This is a genomic window from Chryseotalea sp., assembly GCF_057350905.1.
Genome location: NZ_JBMRCF010000014.1, coordinates 17,524 through 42,298 on the forward strand (window position 1 = coordinate 17,524; position 24,775 = coordinate 42,298).

Here is a 24,775-nt window from a genome sequence, read left to right on the forward strand (position 1 = left end):
TGAGCTTTAAAATGTTGTGTTACAATTTTATCAAGTCCGTTGAGGTCTTAAGGCTTCTTATTCTCTGCAAGTATTTCCAGAAATTGTTTTTCTAAACTCTTCTTCTGGGTAGCCAGATAAGAAACTACAATACCATTATTAAACAGAAATTTATTTAAGTCGTGGCTATGAAAACCATCATTCATCAGCACTGCGTAATTAGCGCCATCTCGCTTTACTGATTTTGCTCCTTCAAATTTTTGCAAAATCAGTCCAAGATCATCGTGGTAAGCATTAACTTCCACGAGCTCCTCGCCCCTTCCAACATCATCAACCGGGCCACTGTGTACCAATTGCCCTTTGCGCAACACCGCATAATGCGTACATACTTTCTGTACCTCATCTAAAAGATGACTTGCTAAAATTATTGTTTTGCCATCCGCTGCAATGCGCTTGATAATTTGTCTGATCTCAGCAATACCCATCGGATCTAAACCATTGGTGGGTTCATCGAGAATCAGAATTTCAGGATCGCTCACCAAGGCAGAGGCAATGGCCAGGCGTTGTTTCATACCCAGCGAATACGTTTTATACTTATCATCTTTGCGGGCAGTCAACTCAACCACTTCAAGTACCTTGGCAATATTTGCAGGATCGGCCTGCTTAATGGTTGCATTCAGCTCAAGGTTCTTTTGTCCGCTGAGGTATGGATAAAAAATCGGATGCTCCAACACAGCCCCTATGCGTTTTCTAATGGTGTGCGAGGGTGCTTCGCCAAACCAGCTAAACTCACCCGCTGAGTGATTGGTAACCCCCATGAGCATGCCCAGGGTTGTTGTTTTACCACTTCCGTTAGGTCCCAGCATACCAAATACCTGGCCTGCCTTCACCTCAAGGTTCAATTGATTTACTGCGCAGATTCTACCAAAGTTTTTGGTAAGACCTTTTACTGATAACACTGTTTGCATAGGGAATTGGTTGATTTAACCGTTGCTGTTAATTATCCTCATTCTCTTTAGTATCCTTCTTGCTGTCCTTTTTATCACCAGCAAATTCTTTAATCATTTTGCCAATGTCAGAACTCTGATCTATTGTTTGGAAAAACTGTGGCACTTTATTTACTGGCACGCTTCCTAAAATATCCAGTACATAGAGATCTTCTTCATCATTAACCAATACTACGGTACCAGCTACCTTACCACCTTTCTCTTTCAAATAAATATCGAAGTTTCTGCCATCCATACGGCTTGTCATTATCTCTTCGTAACCTTCACCTTTATAATCAGCCACCAACGATTTAAATTTATTGACAGTAAAATTTGCTGCCTCTTTGCTCACAATGAGAAACTTCATTTTCTCAATGTCTTTTATTAATTCATCGAACTCCTTGCTCTCCTGCTGGTTTAGCATCTTCAAGGTGTTTTTATAGAAGAACAGTGCAAGGGCATCTTTATTCGCATCATGCAAGGCTTGGGTAGTCTTGCTTTGTGCTGATGCCATGATACTGCAAAATATCAGGGTAAGAAAAATGCCGGCTGCTTTCATATGCTTTTATTTATAGAATAAGTGTACGTTTTATGCAAAAGATTACAGACTTGCTGAAGTAATTTTTCCACTGGTAAGCATAGCCGGGTCAATATGTCCCTTCAATTCAAATACTACTACTTCGCGAGGGTTATCAACAATCACCACATAGTAATCACGTTTTTTTCCAGGCGCTAACATAAAAGTAATCACTTCACCCTTATCTTTCACCTCCATTAAATTTTCAAAATGATTTTCCTCTAAAAATTTCATATAGCCACTAACCGAAACACGTTGCTGTGTAAATGCCACCTTCGGAATGGTAATAAACTCTATACTTCGCACCCCGGAAATAGCCTCTTTCAGTTCATGATCATCAATCACTTTCAAGGCTAATTTAGCCATTAGGCCTTCGAGTTTAAACGAATGTACATCCGCCTCTCCGCGGAAGCGATCTTTCAAAACCCTTATACTATTGTGTTGACTGTTAGCTGCTGAAATTGTCAGCAGCAAAAGCATAGATATAACAAATGATTTCATTTTTATGATTTTTTCAAGAGTAGTTAAGTAATTGTAACGCGGATTCTGTATGAACAATACCACAGGTTCGGTATTCTTCAGAACGTAGCTATTAATCTTGCGAAAAGACCAATCCTGATTACGTTCAGCTTTATAAAAAACATGATCTGCTTTCACAGACCATGTTTTGATTTTAAGTGCTTGTTAGTTCTTTTTCTTATCGAGATTCTCCAGCTTATCAAGGCCATCGATGTCCATACGCTTACCAATGCGACTTACCTGCTTCAAATCAATTTCTCCGTATAGAGTCATGATCATAAAGTCGGTTGTGCCACCCATTACCATGATCAGTTCAGAAATTTTTCCTTTTCCGTCATCTTTAATCAGAAACTTCATGTCCTGGTCTTTATCACGCACTGTCATCAACTCTTCATAGTCCTTTATCGGAATTAATGTGAATGCTTCTTTATACAACTCACGCGCATTTCTTGCATCTTCTTTAGCTAAAATACGAAGGCCTTTGATTTTACTGATGGCTTCAACTACTTCTTTATCTTCTGCAGATTCTACCTCCATGTTGGTAAACAAGCTGAACATTTTGCTGCTTACAGTTACATTGCTGAAACTCTCATCATTCTGGTATTTAGTAAAAAACTTTGAGATGGCATCAGTCTGACCAAAAGCAATACCGTATCCGGCCACCATCACAAGTACTAACATCAACTTTTTCATATCTATCATTTTTTAAGTTCTTAATTATTTTTCTGCAATCAGTTATTAACTATCTGCCTTGTCGTTTTCTTTAGTTTGTATTTTTTCCTTTGCTTCATTGATCAGATTTAATTTAGCAGTGGCTTTTTGTCCTTTGCTGAAATTTTTCGAGATCATTTGCAAAGCTTTTTTCGTCTCTTCAAAAGCCTTTTTCGGGTCGTCATAAGTATCGGTAATCTCTTGTGGCTGATCTTCGCGTATTTGCGTACGCACTAGCCAGAAGGATGCCAACACCACACTTATGCCGGCAGCAATTCTTAAACTGCTGTACACAAGACTTCTCACTTTTCCTTTCGGGGGTTCAATCGCCTTCTTCAGACGCCCCTCAAAAGCCACATCGGTAATCACCTGTTGGCGTTGTTGCTCAAAGTATCGAAACAAAGACGCGGATTCCTTAAGATGTAAGGGCACTTCTGCCTGATTAAAAAACTCGCGCAAAGTTTTTTCCTCATCCAGTGTTGTTTCGCACTCCCAGTACTTTTCCAGCAGCTGTTCTATTTTCTTAGAGTCCATAGGCATTTGCTTTAGTCAGTTTTTCACGTACAGCATTCCGGGCTCTGAACAGGTTTACTTTCACCTGGTTCATATCAATCTCCAAAATGTCGCAAATCTCATTGTAGCTGTAGCCCTCCACATCGCGGAGGTGCATTACTTGCCGTTGCTTATCGGGCAATGCGGCCATTAGTTGGTTTATTCGCTGCATACTCTCATGTAGTTCAGTTGATTCATGAGGCGTTAACGCTTCGTTACGAACATCAAAGCTTCCATCAATCGGCTGGGTTTGTCTTCGGTTGTTTGAGCGAATGCGATCCAGCGACAAGTTCTTGGTGATGCGCATGCACCAGGCCTCCATGTTCTGAATTTCTGCCATTTGCTCTCGTCCGTTCCAAACCCGGATCATTACTTCCTGCACCACATCCTTGGCTTCCTCCTCGCTCCCTACTAAGCGTAGGGCGAAGCGGAAAAGCTTGTTTTTTGCAGGTAATACTCGATTTTGAAAAGATTCGAAATTCATTCCTTATTGAATTCAAGTACAAGACGGTAGCAGGTGTACGATGTTACAAAAGATTTTAAAATATTTACCGTCCATCGTATCTTTTGCCTTTAAGTTTATGGAAGAGAACGACAAAATCATCCTTTTTAATAAGTACGACTCTGTAATTGACGCCAATTTGGTAAAAACTAAACTGGATGCTTATGGAATACCCTGTTTTTTAACCAATGAAACGGTTTCTTCCCTCTATCCCCTGCCTTTTATGAAGGGAATGGAAGTGAGGCTGTATATCTTTGAAGCTGATAAAGAACGGGTGCACGAGATCATGCAGGAAGGCCAAACTGGTGGACTGCCAAGTTAGATGTGCCTTGTGTAACATTCGAATTGTTGAAACATGAAGAATCGCAAAAAATTCTGGCTTAGACTCATTATTGGTTTTTTAACCCTCCCCCTACTCGCATTCTCAATAGTAGTGGCTATTCTTTTCTGGAAACAAGATGCTATCGTTCAAGAACTGGTAAACACCGTCAATGAGGACTTTGTTGGCGAATTAAGTATTGAAGACAGCCATGTGTCTCCGTTTGCCAATTTTCCCTATATCTCTATCGATCTGGATAACGTAAGCGTTTACGAATCGAAAGACAAAAAACAGCAGGCTATCCTAAAATTAAGGGATGTTTATGTTGGTTTTGACCTTTGGGCCATGCTTGGTGGCTCAGTCGATATTAAATCGATTAAGCTGAGAGACGGCTTTATTGAACTGATACAACATACCGATGGAAGTTTCAACATTGCGAATGCTTTATCTGCCAAAAAAGAAATTGAAGATCCGGCAGAGGAGTTTCACATGCATTTGAAAAAAATTGAACTGATCAATGTAGATCTATTAAAAGTAAACGAAGCCAATAACCTGATACTTGAAACTTTCATTGATGATGCTACCTCAACTTTTAAAACAAGTCAAGACCATGTATTTGTTTCACTGGATAGCCGTTTCATGTTGAACGTCATCATGAATGGTGATACAACTTTTGTAAAACACAAACACTTTGACATACAAACAGAACTTGATTACCTGAGTCTGGAACAAAAATTAATCATTCAGCCATCAGAAGTTAAATTGGAACAAGCCCTTTTCAAAATGGATGGCAGCATCGATTTTGATGATGACATGAACCTCGATATCAACTTCCACGGCAACAAGCCTAACTTCAACTTATTCATGGCCTTTGCGCCAGAAGAGTTAGCTCCTGCCTTACAACGATACGATAATGCAGGTAAAATATTTTTTGAAGCCAGTATAAAAGGAAAATCCATTAACGGACACAACCCGCTCGTAGTAGCAGACTTTGGCTGCGAAGATGCTTTCTTTGACAATAAGATTTCTAAAAAGCGGCTGGACGATCTTTATTTTAAGGGACATTTCACTACAGGAGAAAACAGAAATGCTTCTACAATGGAGTTTTCGCTTATCGATTTTACTGCTAAACCTGAAGCTGGGGTTTTTAGTGGCAACCTGCTGGTAAAGAATTTCGAATCCCCTGAAATTAATATGCAGCTTAAATCAGAGTTTGATCTCGACTTTCTTTCAAAGTTCTTAAACATCAATGACCTGCAGGATCTAAAAGGTCGTGTGGCACTCACTATGAATTTCCACGATATCATTGACTTATCTAATCCGGAAAGAAGTATAGAGAAATTAAATGAATCGTATTTTACAGAGTTGGAAGTGGAAAACCTCAGCTTTACCACCAGTAAATACCACTTGCCCATTCATGATATAGATATTAAAGCAAAGATGGATGGACATGAAGCCGATATAGAAAACGTAAGCTTAAAAATTGGGGATTCTGATATCAGTTTTCAGGCAAAGATCAGCGATTTACCTGCTATCATTCACCATACCAACAATCCGGTAAGTGCTGTACTGAACATCAAATCAAATTTACTGAACATTAAGCAATTGACTGCATACGATACAGCCAACTCAAAACCTGTTGATGAGGCCATTAAAGATTTAAGTATGAAACTTAAATTCAATAGCAGCGCAAAAGCTTTTACTGAGTCCCCTAATCTACCGATCGGTGAATTCTTTATAGAAGACTTGTACGCACAACTCACCCACTATCCGCACAAACTGCACGATTTTCATGCCGATGTATTTGTAGACAACCAGGACTTCCGCATTGTGGACTTTACCGGCATGATCGACAAAAGTGATTTTCATTTTACCGGTAAACTCAAAAATTATGATCTCTGGTTTAATGTAGATCCACTGGGTGATACTAAAGTTGAGTTTAACCTAACCTCAACCTTGTTGCAACTAGAGGATTTGTTTGCCTATGGAGGCGAAAACTTTGTGCCCGAAGATTACAGACATGAAGAATTTAAAAATTTAGCAATACATGGTTTTGCTGACCTGCATTTCAATAAAGGATTAAAATCTTCCGATGTCTACATTGATAAAATGGAGACACAAATGAAGGTACATCCTTTGCGTTTCGAAAAGTTTAAAGGACGCTTTCACTATGAAAGTGAGCACTTGCTGGTAGAGAATTTCAGTGGTAAACTGGGTAAAAGTCAGTTCAATGTTAACCTCCATTATTATTTTGGTAACGATGAAGCCATCAAAAAAAGAGACAATCATTTCAGCATTACGGCCCCGCGTTTGGATTTTGATGAACTATTTAATTATAATCCACCTCCTGCAAATGCGCAAATCAAACCCGAAGATCATGAAGCCGTTTTTAATATCTACGATATTCCGTTTACTGACATGACGTTTGATGCCGACATCAAACACCTTAACTATCATCGCTATTTAATCGATGATTTTTTTCTAAAGGCCAGAACAAATAAAAATCACTACATCTATGTGGATAGTATGTCGCTGATGGCCGCGGGCGGAAAAATCAACCTTCATGGCTATTTTAATGGATCTGATAGAAACAAAATTTATTTTAGTCCGGTTATGAAACTGCACAAGGTAGATTTAGATAAGCTCCTTTTTAAATTTGAAAACTTCGGGCAGGACCATCTTGTATCAGAGAATTTACATGGAAAACTTAGCGGCACGTTAACAGGTAAAATTCACATGCATGCTGATATGGTTCCGATTCTTGATGATTCTGAAATTCATATGGACGTAGACGTAACGCAGGGTCGGTTAGAGCACTATGCCGCTCTCGATGCAGTGTCTGATTATTTTAAAGATAAAAATCTGTCGCGTGTATTGTTTGATACCCTGCATAATAAACTGGATATGACCAATGGCATACTCTCTATTCCCAATATGACCATCAACTCCACACTAGGTTTTATTGAAATATCGGGGAAGCAGGATATGAATATGAACATGGAGTATTACCTGCGCGTACCCTGGAAACTGGTAACACAAGTAGGCTCACAAAAGCTGTTTGGCAGTAGCGGAAAACCTGAAGGAGAGGATGAAATCCAATACAAAGATGATACTAAAAAAGTACGGTTTATTAACCTGAAGATTACCGGCACGCCCGATAACTATAAAATTTCTTTAGGTAAGGATAAGAATCAATACAATTAACATCCGACTTTTCATGCTTCGCCACTGTGTTACACTTCTGCTTTTTACTGTTGCCACTTTAGTACAGGGGCAAGATTCAGCTCGGTACCTTCAGGAGCTTACTGTTAAGGCTTTTAAAAGTAATAGGCCTATCACAGAGTTAGCAGGATCTGTTTCAGTGCTGACGAGTAAAAATCTGACACGCTTTGCAGGCAATAGTTTGATACCCGCTGTCAATGTTATCCCAGGCGTTCGCATGGAAGAACGCTCTCCCGGGAGTTACCGTTTTTCTATCCGGGGTAGTTTACTGCGCTCGCCTTTTGGTATTCGCAATATTAAGTTTTACAGAGACGGGCTTCCATTTACCGATGGGGGTGGCAATACCTATCTAAACTTACTCGATTTCGATGCACTCAATTCAATGGAAATCATAAAGGGCCCTGGTGCAAGCTTATATGGTGCGGGTACAGGAGGAGTTGTATTAATGAACAGTGCTATTGACAACCCTGAAGCTACACGCTTTTCAATTACGCATGGCAGTTACGGTTTATTCAGGCTACAGGCGAGCACCAATCTTCAACTATCCGATCGGTCGACCCTTGCCATGCGAAGTGCTTATCAACAAGCGGAAGGTTACCGTGAGCAATCAGAAATGAAACGTTTTAATGCCGGGATAGATTGGCAATATCAAGCAGGTGAACATGGAAAAATTACAGCTTCGTACCTTGTAGGGAATTTATACTACCAAACACCCGGAGGTTTAACCAAAGCACAATTTGAAGACGATCCCCAACAAGCAAGACCTGCCACACCGACAATTCAGGGCGCTGTAGAACAGCAAGCCGCGGTTACAAACCTTACCCACCTGATCTCAACGGCTTATGAAGCCGAATTAGGTTCCGATTTCTTGCTAAAAACAGGTGCCATTGTTTCCCTTACCGATTTTAAAAATCCGAGCATTAGAAATTATGAAAAGCGTATAGAAAAAAATATTGGTTTGCGAACTGAATTACAATACAAGCATCCGTTGTTGAGCCTTGACAATAAACTCAGCGTTGGCGGTGAATTCCAATACTTCAACTCTCCCCTACAGGTTTATGACAATGATGCAGGCCTAGCCAGCCAAATGCAAACTGATGATCTTTTACAATCTTCAGGAGGGCTTCTGTTTTTACAAAGTGAGACCGACCTGCCACAGAATTTCTTTCTTACTACCGGTGTCAGCTTAAATATGCTGCGTTACCAATTCACCAGAAAATTCCCCACGCCTGCTATAGATCAAACAAGGAATTTTTCCCCTTCTCTTTTTCCAAGAATTGGTTTAGCGAAGAAATTCTCAAATGGCTATTCAGTACATGGAAGTATCAGTCAGGGTTTCTCACCACCATCGCTGGCAGAGGTGAGACCTTCTGCCGGAGCATACAACAATACATTGAATGCAGAAGTCGGACTTAACACTGAAATAGGTATCCGTGGACGAGTGCTTAAAAAAGGTGTTTTCGATATGGTGGCTTACAACTTTCAGTTAAAGGATGCCATTGTCATTCAAAGAAATAATGATGGCGCTGAGTACTTTGTGAATGCCGGCAAAACCAGTCAGCAAGGTATTGAGTTGAGTTTCGCGTATGATGAGCTAACACTATGGAAGAACGTAATTTCTGCCAATTACTTTGCAAGTTATACCGGACAATATTATTTCTTTAAAGATTATGTGCAAGACGGTAATAATTATACTGACAATAAAATCACTGGTGTTGCACCGAATACCTTAAGCACAGGTGTAGACATTAACATTAAACAACATTTTTACATTAATGCTACTGCCAATTACTACGACCACATTCCCCTTAACGATGCCAATACTATTTACGCACCTTACTTTTGGTTGATCTCTGCTAAAGCGGGATACAGACACCAAGGAAAATTACCTGTAGAAGTATTTTTTTTCATCGACAACCTGCTGGATGAAAAATACAGTCTTGGTCATGATTTAAATGCCATAGGGGGCCGTTATTACAATGCAGCAGCGCGTAGAAATTTTTCGATCGGTCTTGAAATAAAACCTTTCTCCAAACAAAGAGAATAAACAGTTTACTAATGAAATCAGGTTTGATTACTCGTCAGCCAGCGCATGAATCGTGTAAATAAAGAAACAGATTCTTCTTTTTTCTTTTTGGCAGGTACTTTCTTAACTTCTTTCTCAACTTTTACCCTCTCTGTACGAGAAGGTGTCTTTGCCTGTCTTATTTGCAGGTATTTTTGTTTTCTTAGTTCTTTTCTTTTCTCTTCCTCGGCTTTTCTTCTCTCCTCTTCTTCACGCTTCTCACGCTCTCTTGCTTCGGATAAAGGATTACGTCTAGGTCTTTCAGCACGTTTCCTGTCAGTGAGTTTCTTTTCATGTGGTCGGATACGGGGTGCTGTCGCGTCAGTATCTGTTGCTTCCACTTCCGTGTTTAACACTGCTGGCTCTTCCTTTTTCTTCTTTTCCGGTAATTCAATTTTACCCAAAACCTTTAAGCCACTCAGCTCAATCTTTGGCGCCCTGATCACATCAGGAAGCTGTTCTATTACCTCTTCCGAGGGAGCATCATCAGCGGCATTCATTGGCACTTCTAATGTTGGCACTTCCTCAGTCACCAGTTCTTTTAGAGATTCCGTTGTTACTTCAGCAGGTACTTCATCTTGTTCCTGAGCAATGGCCTCCACCTCCGTTACTAACAATGTGGGTGCAAAATGAGCCAGTAAGGTACGTACATGCGCTTCATCAATTTTCGTATTGGGACTATCCTCTATGACAATGGCCTGTTCTGCCATGAAATCGACAATGGCAGTAGATTTTACTGATAATTTACGCGCCAGCTGAGCAAGTCTCATAGATAAAGTATTATTCCGGGCGCAAATATATTGGCAATCAAGCGTTTAAAAAAGTACTATAGAAAGTGTGTTCGGAGATTTTCGTACGGGAGTTCTACCTCTAAATGAACCGGGGCATCATTAATACTTTGGTAATTGAGCTCTACGATGCTCCTCCTTGTATTTTGAGGATCCGGATAGATGCGACCTATGCAGGCTTTATTGACCAACTCAGTTTTGCTTTCTTCGTCTTGTAATACAGGCAGTTCAATAAAATCACTCATAGTTTTTGTCTCCATTTTTTCTTTTCGCTGCGCTGCTTTTTATCAGTTACGCGTTTTTCTTTAGCCGCCTTGCTTGGCTTGGTTTTTTTTCGGGCCTTGGGTTTTGTGAAAGCTTTCCGAATAAGTGCCTCAAACTTGATGATGGCACTTTCTTTATTTTCTAACTGCGAACGGCTCTCCTGAACATTCAGCAATAAAACACCCTCGGTAGTTAGTTTACTGGCCAGTTTAGTAAGCAGCACCGTTCGTTCCTCCTCAGTAAGTAGTGTCGATTGCTTGATATCAAAACGCAAGGTTACTTTGCTATTAACCTTGTTCACGTTCTGTCCGCCCGGACCACTACTTCTGGAAGTTGTAAATTCAATTTCTGATAATAATGATCTGGCGGTAAGCATGGTTTATTTACTTCTTCACAACAGTAAATTCTACACGTCTGTTGTTGGCACGTCCTTCTTCTGTGTCGTTTGAGTCAATTGGTTTTGTTTCGCCATAACCGTGGGCTGTAAGCCTATAGCTTTCTATTCCCTTGCTGATAATGTAATCAACTACCGATTGCGAACGCCCCTGCGATAAATTCAGGTTATAATCATCTGATCCTTTTCCATCGGTATGACCTGATATCTCAATTTCAACGGTACTGTTTTGTGTTAAGAAGTCAACAACCTTATCAAGTTCTACAAAAGACTCACGCTTTAAGGTAGTTTTATCAAAATCGAAATAGATATTCTTCAGACGAACGGTGAGTCCTACTTCAATAGGTGCGAGAAATAAATCCTTGAACAAAGGTGTATTCTCTACATCTTCCACTTCAATACTGTCTACGGCATTTAAATACCCATCTGCTTTGGCTGTTAGCAAGTAAGTGCCAATCCCCGCAAGTTCCTGCTCGTATTTACCACCTGCTGCATTTACATTCATCTTTGCAGCTTTTCTTAGTCTTGGCTGAATTTCAACTATGGATGTAATCGGCTGTTCGGTTTTTTTATCAAACGTGGTTCCTGTAATGATAAGCTTTTTAGCAATTGGTGTCAGGTAAATATCAACTGTAATCGTTGTGTCGTTACCTAAGGTAGGAAGGGTAAAGTTTTGTTGATCGGGTAAAAAGTTAGCTGCAGTAGTTGATAAAGCATAGCTCGCGATCTCAGGCATTCGTATTTCAAAGCGACCATCTGCTTTTGTATTTATCTTTTGAGGCTTATCCCCGGCTTTTACTTCTACACTGGCCGTAATGGGGGCATTTGTCTTTTTATTATAAACGGTGCCGTTCACAATTACGTTCACATCACGTGGCACCAGTTTAAAGATGTCCAGGTTACCACCATCGATGGTGGAATTGGCGCGACTAGTGAATACGTTTCCCTGCTTGTCCATACAGAAGTACAACTCTTCCGCTGCTGTATTCAGTGAAGGCCCCATGTTTTCAGGTTGCGACCACTTCTGCCACGTATTGTCTAAGCGCTTAGTGCGGTAAATGTCAAGTTTCCCTCTTTTGCCTGGTGCATTGCGATCACTGGCGAAATATAAGGTCTCATCATCTGCCCCGATAAAAGGTCCGCAGTCATCATCTTTGTAAGAGATATTTAACTTAACTGGTTTTGTCCATTTACCATCTGCCTGTTGGTTGCTTACATACAAGCTACTGCGCGTACTTGTTGGCGTTTCGCTAAAAAATAAAATAATGTGTTTTGTATCCGATGAAATGGATGCACCATAGAAGCGGCCTTTATTCATTTCTTCAAAACCCGGAATTTCTATTTCTGTTAAGGAACCTCCGGTTGTAACCATTGAAAATCCTTTGGTGTCTTTTCTACGGCCTCCTTTTATGAAGAGCGAGCCATCCGGCAAGGCTGTAAATACCTGGTTGCTGCGATGATTATTAAAAGGTGACCCGGCATGTTGCGCTGGCCCCCATTCTCCTTTTTCATTAAGGGTACTGAACCATATATCATCACTACCTTCTTTACCATAGTTATTATCAGGATGGTTGTGTACAAAAAAGTAAAGCTTACTAGCATCATGCGAAAGCAGTGGTGCAGCCTCATGGTAATGTGTGTTTACTTCCTTGCTCAATTTCACAAGCTCATAACGTGCAGAAAATTGCTGCGCTAAACCTGTTATGCTGGCCAAAAGTGATAAGGTAAAAATAAAAGTCTTCATGTTAGTTCAGTTGGGGTAAAACAACAATCAATAAAAGGTATTGGCGACAATACTTTACATCTTACTAAAAGTAACCGCTCCAAACGGCTTTTATTCAAATCAGAAAAAGAAGAACACGGTTCTTCCACCTTGCATAATGGTTGCGATAATAATTAATAATGCAATGCCATTAAAAATAGCCAGACGCTTATGCTTGGCTAAGCTTTCTGTCATTCTCTTAGCGGTAGACCTTGCTATGGTAATGACTACTACAGCAATGAGCATACCCACAAGATGTTCAACAGCCCAGTAGCGAATACCGCTATCTTTCATTGTATTTTCATTAAACTGCACAAAAGGGCTTACGAAATACAAGATTAATCCCAACAGGAATTGTATATGGGTAGTGATTAATAAGCCCAGGCTCAAGGCATTGTCCAACTGACTAAAAGGTTTATTGCGCAAAAAACCTGCAGCAGACCGTACAATAACCACCAATAAGAGAACCAACACTAAATAGCGAAGACCTGAATGACCGTGAAGAAGCCCTGTATACATAAAATATGGATTTAAAAACCGAAATTAACATAGCTTTTTGACACTTCCGAAAAATCTTACCTCCTATGAAACCTATTTACCTGATTTTATTGCTTTTTATGAGTGCTTGTCCTGGTTTTGCACAGGAAGAAATTAACATATCGCCTACGCCTGACACTGTAAAAGCCGGAGCCTATATCATCAACATTCATGACATTAACTTCAGGGATAAAGAATATACTATTCGTTTTTGGTTATGGATGCTTTACGATAACCCTTCATTTGATTTTGCTACGCAGATCGATATTCCAAATGCCAAAGATATTGAGACACCCGAGCCTTTAATGGATCTGATAGATGGTAAAACCTGGCAGCTCATGAAAATGAAATGCGTGATGAAGCAAAACTGGAATGTAGATGATTTTCCCTTTGATAAGCAACACCTTGTGGTGCGGGTTGAAAATACCGTGTATGACAACCAGGCACTGGTCTATGCATTAGACAGCGATGGCAGTGCTTATGATCGCGAACTCACCATTGATGGCTGGAACATCAGCAACTTTGAAATAAATACATCTGTTAGTGAATACACTACGGTTTTTGGAGATCCCAGTAACGATGCGCTTCATTCTGAATATGCATCCTTTAACATCAGCATGGACATTGAAAGAGATGCTTGGGGTTTGTTTGCCAAGATTTTCATTGGTATGTACATCGCCTTTTTAATTTCCATCATATCCTTTACCCTGCGACCATCAGAATTAGAGCCGCGCTTTGGCCTGCCTGTTGGTGGTTTGTTTGCTGCTGTTGGTAATAAATACATCATCGATTCACTGTTGCCGGAGTCTACTCATTTTACACTGGTAGATACTCTTCATACCATTACCTTTTTAGGAATTCTGGCCACCTTGTTGGTTTCTGCCATCAGCCTGAAATACTTTGATAATGAGCAATTTGTTAAGAGCGCTACGGTAAACAGGATTGGTTCCCGTTTAGTCATTGGCTTTTATATAATTGCCAATATTTTGCTGGTAAGCATGGCCATTCTGTAATTCCTGGGTCACTTACCTAACATCCATTCGGATGAAAATGCCTATTTTGCAGGCTTTATTGAAAATTATAAAATGGCCATTTGCGAAGCTCATTCAGCAGTTGAAAATGAGATTGGCCATGCAAAGTGACTACCCAAAAAAAATTATTAACACATGAAAATTTATAATTCTATCGTTGAAACCATCGGTAATACCCCCATGGTCAGGTTAAATAAGCTTAGTAAAGGCCTGCCTGGAACGCTTTTGGCTAAGGTTGAATACTTTAACCCAGGTAATTCAACGAAAGATCGTATGGCGCTGAAAATGGTGGAGGATGCCGAAAAAGCAGGTATTTTAAAACCAGGTGGAACCATTATTGAGGGTACTTCTGGTAATACAGGCATGGGTTTGGCACTGGCTGCTGTCGCCAAAGGCTACAAGTGCATTTTTACCATGGCCGATAAGCAATCACAGGAGAAGATTAACATTCTTCGTGCTGTCGGTGCTGAAGTAGTGGTATGCCCCACTAATGTTGAACCCGATGATCCACGCTCCTATTATTCCGTAGCGCGTAAACTCAACAAAGAAATCCCCAATTCGATCTACCCTAATCAATACGATAACCCTTCCAATGCACAAGCGCATTATGAAAGCACTGGCCCCGAAATCTGGGATCAGACTGATGGTACGCTGACGCATTACATTGCTACAGTAGGTACAGGAGGTTCTATGTGCGGTACGTCCAAGTATCTTAAAGAGAAGAATAAAAACATCATCTCTGTGGGCATTGATACGTACGGATCCGTATTTAAAAAATACAAAGAGACGGGTATCTTCGATGAGAATGAGATCTATCCTTACCTGACAGAAGGATTTGGTGAAGACATTCTGCCTAAGAACGTAAACTTCGATTTGATAGACACCTTTATTAAGGTTACGGATAAAGATGGCGCATTGATGACACGCAGACTGGCTAAAGAGGAGGGTCTCTTCGTGGGTTGGTCGTGCGGATCTGTGATGCATGGTGCGCTGGAGTATGCTAAGGACCATATGAAGAAGGGCGACATCTATGTTTTATTATTACCGGATCATGGCACTCGCTATCTGGCAAAAGTATATAACGATCAGTGGATGCGTGATCATGGTTTTCTTGATTCGCGCAGCTTTGGAACAGCACGTGACATCATTCAATCACGCAATGGCAAAAACAGCCTATTCACTGTTAGCAAAAGCACTAAGGTAAGTGAAGCAATCCTGCTCATGAGTAAGGAAGGCATCGACCAGATTCCGGTTACTGAGAACGGTCACTTTATAGGAAGCGTAAGCTCAGCTGCCTTGCTTGAAAAAATAATCAGTGATTCAAACTTACAATTGAAACAGGTTGGAGAAGTATTGGAGAAATCCATGCAATTTGTAGCACCTGACAGCACATTGGATGTATTATCATCATTACTGAATAAAGAAACAAAAGCAGTACTGGTAAGAGATGAGCAGCAAAACGTGCATATCATTACACAGCATGATGTGCTTAAAGCCATAGCGCAATAAGTAAAATGAAACTGGCAAGATGGGCAGGAATGATACTTTGGATATGCAGCACAAGTCTGCATGCCCAAAGTGACCTGCCCGAAAATCTTGCCAAACAATTTGAAAATGTTCCGCACGATTCAGTATTCATTGACAAGCTGAATGAGATTGCTTTCGAAAATCTAAAGACCAACAGTCAGTCGGCCAGGCAACTCAGTACCTATGCGCAACAACAGGCATTAGCACTTAAATACACCAAGGGGTATGCACGGGCACTGGCCATTACGGGTAGCACCTATTGGTATGAGGGAGTTTATGAAATCGCACAAAGCTATTATCTGGCTGCTTCCCGTCAATATATGTCTATTAACGATAGCGTTGGTCTTGGGCAGATGTATAACAACATCGGGGAAGTTTACAAAAAACTGGGACAATATGATAAATCACTGGAGTACCAACTATTATCAATTGAACTTAACAAGAACGATTTAAAAAGTCAGCGGCTGACCCTCTATAACATCGGTGAGATTTATATTGGCTTGCAGCAATACGATAAAGCCCTGGATTATCTTAACCGTGCGTTAGACATTGCTAAGCTGAGTAATGATAAACGCGTCATTGCTTATTGCTACTGGAGTTACGGCATCATCAGAGCTGATCAGAAAAAATATACGGATGCCATCGGCTTTTACTTACTCAGCGAAAAGCTTTGGACTGAATTGGGCGAAAAGCGCTCACTTATTCAGACCTATCAGGATTTTGCACTGGCTTATCAGGGGTTGAAAAATTTTGCAAGAGCCAACGAATACCTGACCAAAGCGCAACGCTTAATTATTGAAATACACGCCAAGGATTTGCAGGCCCGCAATTATCTGTACATGTTTCGATTGGATTCGGCACAACAGAAATTCGATCGTGCTATCTATAATTTATATCAATACAATCAATTAAACGACAGCCTTTACAGAAGTAGTAAATCAGAGCAGATTAACAGACTGCAAACCATTTATGAAACTGAAAACAGAGAACGAGAAAATCAGGAGCTGCGCGCAGAAACAGCACTTCGCAATGCAGAAATAAAATCGCAACGCATCATTATTCTGGCCATCGGGTTAGGGCTGCTGCTAAGCAGTGTGTTATTGATCATGGTGTTTTTACAACGGCAACGCATTCTGAATGTCAATAAACTGTTGAATGATAAAACAGAAGAAGTGCAGACTCAGTCTGAGAGCTTATTAAAACTCAATGATGAATTGCAAACGCTGAATAAAAAACTTGAATCTATTGTTGAGGAGAGAACTTCACAGGTAATGAAACAGAATCAGCGCCTGGCTGAATATACTTTTATTAATGCGCATAAACTGAGATCACCCGTTGCCAGTATTCTTGGCTTGATTAATCTGCTGCCTAATGCTTCTTTGGAGGAGCGAGAACAGATTTTTAAATTTCTCAAAGACTGTGGAGAAGACCTTGACAAAATCATCAGAGAGATTGGAAGAAATCTGGAAGGTGCAATTGTGGAAAAGAATCAGGATTAGTCCTTCACTATCTCAATTTCAACCCTTACGTTCTCTTGTGCCTTGGCGCTATGCTTGTCGTGTATAGATTTCTTACCGCCCCAGGCTTTTACTAAAGCGCGTTCTGGAGAGATACCCTGTGCCACTAAATAGTCACGGATAACTTCAGCCCGGGCTTTCGACAATTCCTTTGCAGAACCATAGCCATCCTTAGAGCCATTTAATGTAAAGAAATCTTCATTAGTCTTATCTTTATAAATGATTTTTCCTGCATGGTTACCGTTGGTATGTCCATGAATGCGGACTATATATTTAGGATTCTCTTTTAACATCTCTAATAAACTATTAACCTCAAAGCGAGACTCCGGTCGCATGACAGCTGCATCTCTGAAGAAGTAAACATTATACAAAATTGCAAAGTCACCTCGCTTCAAACGAATCAATTCGAATGGAACATGGATAATACCATTTTCATCGACCTTAACACCACTTGTATCCGTCTGGGGATCTGTATAACTAAAGTCTTTCTGCGCTTTGCGATAGCCAAACACTTCACTGGTGAAAGTTACCATGCCTGTCTTATTCTTTAACTCAACAACACGTATGGCTTTGTTTGCCGGATAACTCCCTAATTTTTTTGCTTTATCTGGATCAATCATGGCCACCTCTCCTTCCACAGGTACACTATCCACAAATCGTGTCATTTCAAAAACAAATGCTTTTCCATTGGCATTAGGGCTTTCTTCAATTATTACAGGAGCAACTTCATGATCTGTGGCTTTTGTATGTGTTTGGTTAACATCGCTCTCAGGAACAGATTCGATTACAGGTGCAACTGGTTTATAGGAGTCTTCAGCGGCTACAACCTCCATCGGTTGTTGATCAACAGGATTCACATCTTTATTGGCTGATGCGGAAATGTTATTTCCCAATAAACCATGATAAACCCAGGCGTCTTGTAACTCGGTATTATCCCTTAAACGTAAAGCTTCGTCAATGGCCTCTTGCAATTGATTCGTGCTTAGACAATAAACATAATAGAGTTTACGATGTGGATTGACTTCAAATCTGGCATTCAGCTTTAAATCATGGTTAGCATGATTCACAAATTTGATTGCATTTCTTTGGATAGAGAATGCACCAATCACAACATAATGCGGAATGGTGTCGGGTGGCAGTATTGCCTTATGTGAAGCAGATACGTCAATGCAGGAAAGTAAAAAAATGAACAGCATTGCCCTGCTAAAAAATGGAGAAGGTTTCATGCGCTTATACGTTTAAAGCCAAAACTTTAACCAACAGGATTAAATTATGCTGTAAATATAGTAAAGAATTAAATGGATACAACTAAAATTCTACCATTCAGATACTTACATATCTGAAATGACCTCAAACTGCCGGGTCAGCGACTGACCTTCATCGTCAACCAGGGTAAGCATATGCCTGCCTATTGAGGGGCTTATGGCCATTTCATGCCTGCCCTGAGTTGCGCCAATATATTGGTTGTCTAAGTGCCAATATACTGTTGTAAGTGTTTGACTATGAGCTAATTCAAATATTACCTGCCCTAAATTCCCATTTAATCCCCGAGGGATAAAAATGCTAGCGTTTGGCTTAGGGTAGATCATATCCATGTGGTTTATCGACTCAGGGCATCCTGGTTTGGGCCTTGGCAAAGTACGGTAGCCAATATTTTTAGATTTGTAGTAATATTCCTGTACTGGTGGCAGCACAAACCAGCTTTGGGTACGCATCGTTGACACCGATGCACATGCCGAACTAACCCTGTATTTTTTATCCTGGGTAAGATGAACCAATCTATGATGTGGGCAGGCTTCAGACTTCAAGCCACTCTCTTGTACCATAATTGTATCAGCACGTTCACAATAAGCACCTATTCTATGCCCGCTTAACGTGCAAACATTTATTGTTTTAAATTCTGATGATGGTTTTTTAAACCAGGTGGTTGCCGGCAATTGAGAATAGATAGAAAACATTAATGGCGCTGCCGCATCGGTTCCTGTCAATCCCGGTCTGCCTTCTCCATCTGCATTACCCACCCAAACACCTACAGTGTATTCAGGTGTGATACCTATCGCCCAACCATCTCTGAAACCATAACTCGTTCCGGTTTTCCACGCTATCTTTTTTGCATTGCTAAAGTATCGCCATCCGGTTTCTTCTCCTGGTCTGTATACTTCCGTAAGCACTTCAAGGGTTTGGTAGATAGAGGCTGCACTAAGTTGGGAGTTTTCCTCTGGTGTCTTATTGTTGGCAGTATCTTTTGTTTGAAGCAAATGTGGTGCATGCCAATCGTTTGGATTGTATCTGGCCTTACCTGCATGTTGAAAATAATTGTTCAACACCCTGCCCATGGAAGCATACATACCTGTTATATCCCACAGAGTGCCCTCGGCTCCGCCCAATATTAATGACAAACCATAGTGATCAGGTGCTTGTTGCAGTGTGCGCATACCCATGTTTTTTAAAAGCGTATGGAATTTCTCGTAACGGTACTCTTTCAAAAGATGTACTGCAGGGATATTCAATGAACGAATCAATGCTTTGTCGGCAGGCACTGCACCATCATATTGCTTGGAGAAATTCTTTGGTGCAAAGCCGTTGATGAATGTGGGCACATCGGGAAGTAATGTTTTAGTAAGTATGTCACCCTGATCGAGCATGGCCGCAAATAAAAATGGCTTTAAAATGCTACCCGTACTCCGCGGTGCATCAATTACATCTACTTCATTTTGAAAACTATTTTTCTTATCCGTTGAAATGTTACCCGCATAAGCAAGTACTGCTCCTGTTTGTGTATCCAGCACTATGGCGGCCGCATTGTTAATTTTGTTAGCCGCCAAATTTCTGTGTTGCTCTTCCAGCAATTGCTCTACCCGCTCTTGCAAACTAAATGAAATACTCGTTTGGTTTTTACTTTGGTCATGGCCGGACTTCGTTAAACGTTGGAGTGCATGCCGGGCCAGTCGCGGTAAAGCCTGAGGTTTCTCCGGAATGGGTTCTGTCTTGGCCAGTTGGCAGGTGAAGGCATCAATCAAGCCTTGCTGCTGCAGACGATCTAATAATTGATTGCGCTTTATCCTGAGTGCCTCTGGATTGCGACCGGGATGAAGCAAAGCAGGTGCGTTCGGCAAAACAGCCAGTAAGGCTGCCTCACCCCACGATAAATCATGCAGGCTTCTGCCAAAATAGCGCCAGCAAGCGGCTTCTATACCAACAACGTTGCCGCCAAAGGGTGCATGCGATGCGTATAGTTTCAGAATTTCTTCCTTTGAATAGCGTAACTCAAGTCGTGTGGCCAATACTACTTCAATCAGTTTTTCAAAAACATTACGACTCTTGTTCTTCCTTGAAAGTCGTATGACTTGCATGCTGATGGTACTGCCACCACTTACAATATGCTTCGAGCGTAAATTTTGTTTTGTGGCCCGTGCGATTGCTCGCCAATCAAACCCTGGATGTGAAAAGAAGCGTTTGTCCTCGTAAGTTATCAGGGCTTGAATGTAGTTGGCAGGCAGTGTGTCTGTCTCCGGGAAACGCCATTGCCCGTCTGCGGCAATACCGGCAGATAAGAGTTCGCCTTTATTAGCCAGCAAAACGGTGGAATAGGGATCGCTAAATAACTTACCTGGTAGTAAAAAGTAATAAGCAATTGTGAGTACTCCCAGAAGAGTTAAGGATGTATACTTTACCTTTTTGCTCATACACAAAGGTAAAAGATAATCACTAAGGACTAATCCAATAATTGAAGGGCTGATAAAATATTATGACAACTGATTTATTACAGGAATTTTACGTGCCATCAGCTATTATGTTCAAGGCTTGAGACTTTTACTTATACTACATTAACATTTTCTGAAGATTTTGGCTTCCTCATCAATCAATTCAAACTTAGTATAGTTAATCCACGAAAGCATGGTATCATAAAAACCAATGACAAACAACCCCCCTGGCTTAAGTGCCTCATAAAATTTATCGAGCAATTTTACCTTTGCCTGATTATCAAAGTAAATCATCACATTTCTGCACAAGATCAGATCGTAGGTATTTTTTACTGAATCCGTTATCAGGTTATGGTATTCATATTGCGCATAGTTTTTCAAATCATCAATCATAATGGCTTCTGTGCCTTCTGAAATACTATATTTAGAAAAATCGCTATAAATATTGTAGTTTTTAAAATTGGCCTCGTTCTCAATCATTTTTATTTTATGATACCGGCCATTCTTCGCTTCCTGAATGGCATGCATATTAATATCTGTAGCCAGCGCCTGGGTTTTGTCTCTGAATCCAATCTCACCCAGTAAAATGGCCATTGAATAAACTTCTTCACCTGTAGAGCATCCCGCATGCCATATAGATAAAGAGGGCTTATTTTTAAAATCAGTATTAAGTCTTTGCTTAAGATGTTTCCAAAAAACAGGATCGCGAAACATGGAGGTCATGCCTACACTCACTTCATTCATAAAAACCTGAATAAAGGTATTGTCATGAAGTAGCTTTACCCACAGATGATGCACCGATTCAAAGTTGTAGAGATTTAATAACCTGACAATTCTTCTGCGCAAGGATTTTGGCTCATAGCATGTAAAGTCTATCCCGTAGCGGGTGAGTATACTTTGTGCCAGCGACTTTACCTCTTCTTCCGATACTTCTACTGACGTAGTATTTGTTTCCATAATTTTTTAAACAACAGCCATAACGGGAATACGATCTTCCACTACTTTAATAAGAATAAATACAAAACGACTAATTTTCCCTTCGAGATTTCGTATTACTGTCAAGGATGTTTCGAACGTGGCTGTTTTGTCGGAAAGGGTAAAGGGTATTAATAAGGTAGCGTTCTCCTGGTTCAGCATATCGTTTTGCATAGGCGTGAACGCACCTTTATAATATTCATCAACAAAATCGTTGAATGACTTTTCTCTCAGTTGCTGCCTTGTTAAACCAAATAATCTCATGAATCTTTCGTTAGCCGTTTTGCAGCTAAAGTTTTCGTTAAACTCAACCATCGGTAAAGTGGCTTTTAACGAATTAATCAGTGATGACAAATCATTAATCTTTTCTTTCTCTTGGGTGGTAAACTGTGCGAACATCATAATCTTATCAGGCACTTCGCTCTGCACCATAATCGGGTTGAAAGTGCCGGTTAACCAAAGCTCCTGCTCCTCTCTGTTCTTGAGCCTGAACTCGCCCGAAAAGAATTTTCCTAACCTAAGATTTTCCCACATCATATGAACACTGGGTTCATCAATCATCAAGTCTTTATAACTACCTCCTGTTAACTCATGCTGTTTGTAACCCATTACTGTAAGAAAAATATCATTACCCGCAATAAAATTACCTGCTAAATCAAATTCGGCCGAAGCTATGGTATTGTTAATGGCTGATAAGTAACTTGCTAATTCCAATTGCTTTTTTTCAGCCTCTCTCTCCAGTAGTTTTTGTTTGCTTACATCTACCCCAAACTCAATAATTTTTATCAGGTCTCCTTTCAAGTCAACCACAGGGTAATCCATTAGCTTCATACAATGACTGTTACCCTGCTTATCAAAGCGTTTGTACTCACCACGCTGCAGACCATTACTTCTGATTTCGCTCAGAAGTTTATCAAAAATATGTTCACGTTTGGTAATCGCTGAATAGGGCTTGCCTAGTAGTTCATCTACTTCATAACCCAGCAGATGTGCATAGTTATCATTTATCTCTATAATGTTACCTGCCAAATCCATTTCCATAATGGCATTGGATTTACTCAAGGCCTTCATTTTTTGATGAAAATCAAGCGCTCGCATTTTTGTTTCAGTAATGTCAGCCTGGATTGAAATGTACTTCTCCACCTCACCTGCTTCATTAGTCACCGGATTAATAGCCAGGGACACCCAGTATGTTTCACCATTTTTATTATAATTCAATATCTCTTCAAAAATGGGTTCTTGTGAATCAATCATCATACGAAGCTTACTCACCGTATCTTGATCGGTAAGCGGGCCCTGCAGTAAATCACCAGGCTTTTTACCTATTATTTCATGTGGAGCAAAACCCGTCATTTTAGTAAAACCCTCGTTCACATATTCGGTGATGCCATTGGCATCGGTGATAATCACAGAGTTGTCGGTATTATTGGCCACAAGCGATAATCTTTCAAATTCAATCTCTTTATTCTTTTTACTTGTAATATCCTGAATCATACACAAAACCCGATCTACCTCCTGCTGTGAATTCAACATGGGCGTAAAGGTTATACTTAACCAAACCGACTTGCCATTTCTGTCAAGTGTTTCAAAATCGCCTGCCTTAACGGTACCATGGGTGATAAGTGCCCATGACATAATCTGCTTGCGCATTAAAATAGTATAGTCTTTTGCGTTTAGTTCCTCCTGTGTGCACTTTAAAAAACTAGCCAGCAGATTATTGGAGCGAATCAATTCGCCATTCAGAGAAAATTCGGCTGTGGCCAAGGTAGCATCAATGGCATGTATTATACCTGAAAGCTCACTTTGTTTACGCGCCATTTCTTCCTGTGTTGCAGCCAACTCCTCCAGGTTTTGCTTCATCATTTCTTCCCTGGTCTGCAACTCGGCTGTTAAGGTTTTTGATTCGTTCAATAAATGTTGTGTATGCTCATAACCTTGTAGCGAGGCCATCTCCGAAGCAATATTTTCAACAACACGCTTTAAAAACTCTCTGTGATGGACCGGCATAACATCAAACAGCGCCAATTCTATAGCTCCATAAAACTCTTCATTAAAAATAAGAGGGGCTACTACAATGTTTCGTGGCGTTGCTTCTCCCAATCCTGAGGTGATCTTCACATAGTTACCAGGAACATCGGTAATAAAAACAAAGTCTTTCTCCAGCATGCATTGCCCCAAAATACCTTCACCTACGTTAATCCGTCTGTCTAAAAATTTCTTTCTGTCATAGGCGTAGCATGCTACCATTTCCATGTATCGCTCATCACACTCATCCGTTTTTACAAGAAATAATGCACCCTGATTGGCGCCCAGGTATTTAACTAATTGACTAATAATTTGCTGTGTGTAGCTTGAAAGTTCAGATTTATCACGAAGTATTTCGCTGAAACGTGCCATACCCTGGTTGACCCAATTGCGCTTGTCTTCTTCTTCCTTCAGGCGATGCAACTGACCCTTCACTGAATAAATGGCTTCACCAATGGCATCATTTTTCACAAGTGCATCCATCTCATCCGTAGATTGAGTTGAATCTATCTGTTTGATGTACTGGGCTGTTAAATCAAACTTGCGCTTAATCAGTTGCTGGTTCTCCACTAATCTGTCGAAAACATTCACACCGGCACTTTTGGTATCATTGTTTTTGAAAGTCAATAATGCATCAGTTTGCTGTACAAGTGTTTGTACAAAGCGATAGAGGATAAAAACTAACCAGAGTAGGGTCAATCCACTTGTGAGAAATCCAATACCTATCAGGTAACGATTTTCCGTCAAGATCATCAGAAAACCAGTACCTGAGAAAGTCAGCACTAAAACAGTAAGTACAATCCGAATTTTCTGTTTCAT

21 protein-coding genes are annotated in these 24,775 nt (G+C 40.5%); 6 read left to right on the forward strand and 15 right to left on the reverse strand.

Annotation, left to right across the window (positions count from 1 at the left end; translation table 11 throughout):
• Positions 1 to 47 precede the first annotated feature (47 nt).
• Genes ACO1XM_RS16290 through ACO1XM_RS16315 form a run of 6 tightly spaced genes read right to left on the reverse strand, consistent with a single transcriptional unit; the run spans position 48 to position 3,808 of the window.
• The gene (locus tag ACO1XM_RS16290; RefSeq protein WP_486230909.1) at positions 48 to 947 is read right to left on the reverse strand and encodes an ABC transporter ATP-binding protein; all 900 of its coding nucleotides are present in this window, start codon (positions 945 to 947) and stop codon (positions 48 to 50) included.
• Between the two features lie 28 nt (positions 948 to 975).
• Positions 976 to 1,524 (reverse strand): DUF4252 domain-containing protein, encoded by a 549-nt coding sequence (locus tag ACO1XM_RS16295; RefSeq protein WP_486230911.1) that lies wholly within the window; start codon positions 1,522 to 1,524, stop codon positions 976 to 978.
• 42 nt (positions 1,525 to 1,566) lie between these two features.
• On the reverse strand, positions 1,567 to 2,199 hold the full coding sequence (locus tag ACO1XM_RS16300) for a DUF4252 domain-containing protein (RefSeq protein WP_486230913.1): 633 nt from the start codon (positions 2,197 to 2,199) through the stop codon (positions 1,567 to 1,569).
• A 27-nt stretch (positions 2,200 to 2,226) separates the two neighbouring features.
• Positions 2,227 to 2,754, reverse strand: a complete 528-nt coding sequence (locus tag ACO1XM_RS16305; RefSeq protein WP_486230915.1) for a DUF4252 domain-containing protein — start codon at positions 2,752 to 2,754, stop codon at positions 2,227 to 2,229.
• Positions 2,755 to 2,799: 45 nt separating this feature from the next.
• Positions 2,800 to 3,306 carry a hypothetical protein gene (locus tag ACO1XM_RS16310; protein WP_486230917.1) on the reverse strand — a complete coding sequence of 169 codons (507 nt, stop codon included), beginning with the start codon at positions 3,304 to 3,306 and terminating at the stop codon, positions 2,800 to 2,802.
• A complete protein-coding gene (locus tag ACO1XM_RS16315; RefSeq protein WP_486230919.1) occupies positions 3,296 to 3,808 on the reverse strand; it encodes an RNA polymerase sigma factor in 513 nt (170 codons plus the stop codon). The genes ACO1XM_RS16310 and ACO1XM_RS16315 overlap by 11 nt, the downstream gene beginning before the upstream one ends.
• A 40-nt stretch (positions 3,809 to 3,848) precedes the next feature.
• On the opposite strand from ACO1XM_RS16315, the gene ACO1XM_RS16320 reads away from it, so the two are divergent.
• Genes ACO1XM_RS16320 through ACO1XM_RS16330 form a run of 3 tightly spaced genes read left to right on the forward strand, consistent with a single transcriptional unit; the run spans position 3,849 to position 9,414 of the window.
• Complete coding sequence (locus tag ACO1XM_RS16320) at positions 3,849 to 4,148, forward strand: putative signal transducing protein (RefSeq protein ID WP_486230921.1); 300 nt, start codon at positions 3,849 to 3,851, stop codon at positions 4,146 to 4,148.
• Positions 4,149 to 4,181: 33 nt separating this feature from the next.
• Complete coding sequence (locus ACO1XM_RS16325; protein WP_486230922.1) at positions 4,182 to 7,349, forward strand: AsmA-like C-terminal region-containing protein; 3,168 nt, start codon at positions 4,182 to 4,184, stop codon at positions 7,347 to 7,349.
• Positions 7,350 to 7,362: 13 nt separating this feature from the next.
• Positions 7,363 to 9,414, forward strand: a complete 2,052-nt coding sequence (locus ACO1XM_RS16330) for a TonB-dependent receptor (RefSeq protein WP_486230924.1) — start codon at positions 7,363 to 7,365, stop codon at positions 9,412 to 9,414.
• Between the two features lie 17 nt (positions 9,415 to 9,431).
• On the opposite strand, the gene ACO1XM_RS16335 is transcribed toward ACO1XM_RS16330, so the two are convergent.
• The 5 genes from ACO1XM_RS16335 to ACO1XM_RS16355 all read right to left on the reverse strand — a co-directional run bounded on the left by ACO1XM_RS16335 (position 9,432) and on the right by ACO1XM_RS16355 (position 13,159).
• On the reverse strand, positions 9,432 to 10,202 hold the full coding sequence (locus ACO1XM_RS16335; RefSeq protein WP_486230926.1) for a hypothetical protein: 771 nt from the start codon (positions 10,200 to 10,202) through the stop codon (positions 9,432 to 9,434).
• Between the two features lie 56 nt (positions 10,203 to 10,258).
• Positions 10,259 to 10,465, reverse strand: coding sequence for a hypothetical protein (locus ACO1XM_RS16340; protein WP_486230928.1), 207 nt, complete (start codon positions 10,463 to 10,465; stop codon positions 10,259 to 10,261).
• On the reverse strand, positions 10,462 to 10,860 hold the full coding sequence (arfB, locus tag ACO1XM_RS16345; protein WP_486230930.1) for an alternative ribosome rescue aminoacyl-tRNA hydrolase ArfB: 399 nt from the start codon (positions 10,858 to 10,860) through the stop codon (positions 10,462 to 10,464). The genes ACO1XM_RS16340 and arfB overlap by 4 nt, the downstream gene beginning before the upstream one ends.
• 7 nt (positions 10,861 to 10,867) lie before the next feature.
• The gene (locus ACO1XM_RS16350; RefSeq protein ID WP_486230932.1) at positions 10,868 to 12,622 is read right to left on the reverse strand and encodes an OmpA family protein; all 1,755 of its coding nucleotides are present in this window, start codon (positions 12,620 to 12,622) and stop codon (positions 10,868 to 10,870) included.
• Between the two features lie 99 nt (positions 12,623 to 12,721).
• The gene (locus ACO1XM_RS16355; protein WP_486230934.1) at positions 12,722 to 13,159 is read right to left on the reverse strand and encodes a cytochrome B; all 438 of its coding nucleotides are present in this window, start codon (positions 13,157 to 13,159) and stop codon (positions 12,722 to 12,724) included.
• A 65-nt stretch (positions 13,160 to 13,224) separates the two neighbouring features.
• On the opposite strand from ACO1XM_RS16355, the gene ACO1XM_RS16360 reads away from it, so the two are divergent.
• The 3 genes from ACO1XM_RS16360 (at position 13,225) to ACO1XM_RS16370 (ending at position 17,234) form a co-directional block, all read left to right on the forward strand.
• Positions 13,225 to 14,190 (forward strand): ligand-gated ion channel, encoded by a 966-nt coding sequence (locus ACO1XM_RS16360; protein ID WP_486230936.1) that lies wholly within the window; start codon positions 13,225 to 13,227, stop codon positions 14,188 to 14,190.
• Between the two features lie 153 nt (positions 14,191 to 14,343).
• The gene (locus ACO1XM_RS16365; protein ID WP_486230938.1) at positions 14,344 to 15,717 is read left to right on the forward strand and encodes a pyridoxal-phosphate dependent enzyme; all 1,374 of its coding nucleotides are present in this window, start codon (positions 14,344 to 14,346) and stop codon (positions 15,715 to 15,717) included.
• A gap of 5 nt (positions 15,718 to 15,722) precedes the next feature.
• On the forward strand, positions 15,723 to 17,234 hold the full coding sequence (locus ACO1XM_RS16370; protein WP_486230940.1) for a tetratricopeptide repeat protein: 1,512 nt from the start codon (positions 15,723 to 15,725) through the stop codon (positions 17,232 to 17,234).
• Here the strand turns inward: ACO1XM_RS16370 and ACO1XM_RS16375 are convergent.
• From ACO1XM_RS16375 to ACO1XM_RS16390, 4 genes are all read right to left on the reverse strand, one after another.
• Complete coding sequence (locus ACO1XM_RS16375; RefSeq protein ID WP_486230942.1) at positions 17,231 to 18,478, reverse strand: OmpA family protein; 1,248 nt, start codon at positions 18,476 to 18,478, stop codon at positions 17,231 to 17,233. The genes ACO1XM_RS16370 and ACO1XM_RS16375 overlap by 4 nt on opposite strands.
• 105 nt (positions 18,479 to 18,583) lie before the next feature.
• Complete coding sequence (gene pbpC, locus ACO1XM_RS16380; protein ID WP_486230944.1) at positions 18,584 to 20,938, reverse strand: penicillin-binding protein 1C; 2,355 nt, start codon at positions 20,936 to 20,938, stop codon at positions 18,584 to 18,586.
• Positions 20,939 to 21,079: 141 nt separating this feature from the next.
• The gene (locus tag ACO1XM_RS16385; RefSeq protein ID WP_486230946.1) at positions 21,080 to 21,913 is read right to left on the reverse strand and encodes a CheR family methyltransferase; all 834 of its coding nucleotides are present in this window, start codon (positions 21,911 to 21,913) and stop codon (positions 21,080 to 21,082) included.
• A gap of 6 nt (positions 21,914 to 21,919) precedes the next feature.
• The gene (locus ACO1XM_RS16390) at positions 21,920 to 24,775 is read right to left on the reverse strand and encodes a PAS domain S-box protein (RefSeq protein ID WP_486230948.1); all 2,856 of its coding nucleotides are present in this window, start codon (positions 24,773 to 24,775) and stop codon (positions 21,920 to 21,922) included.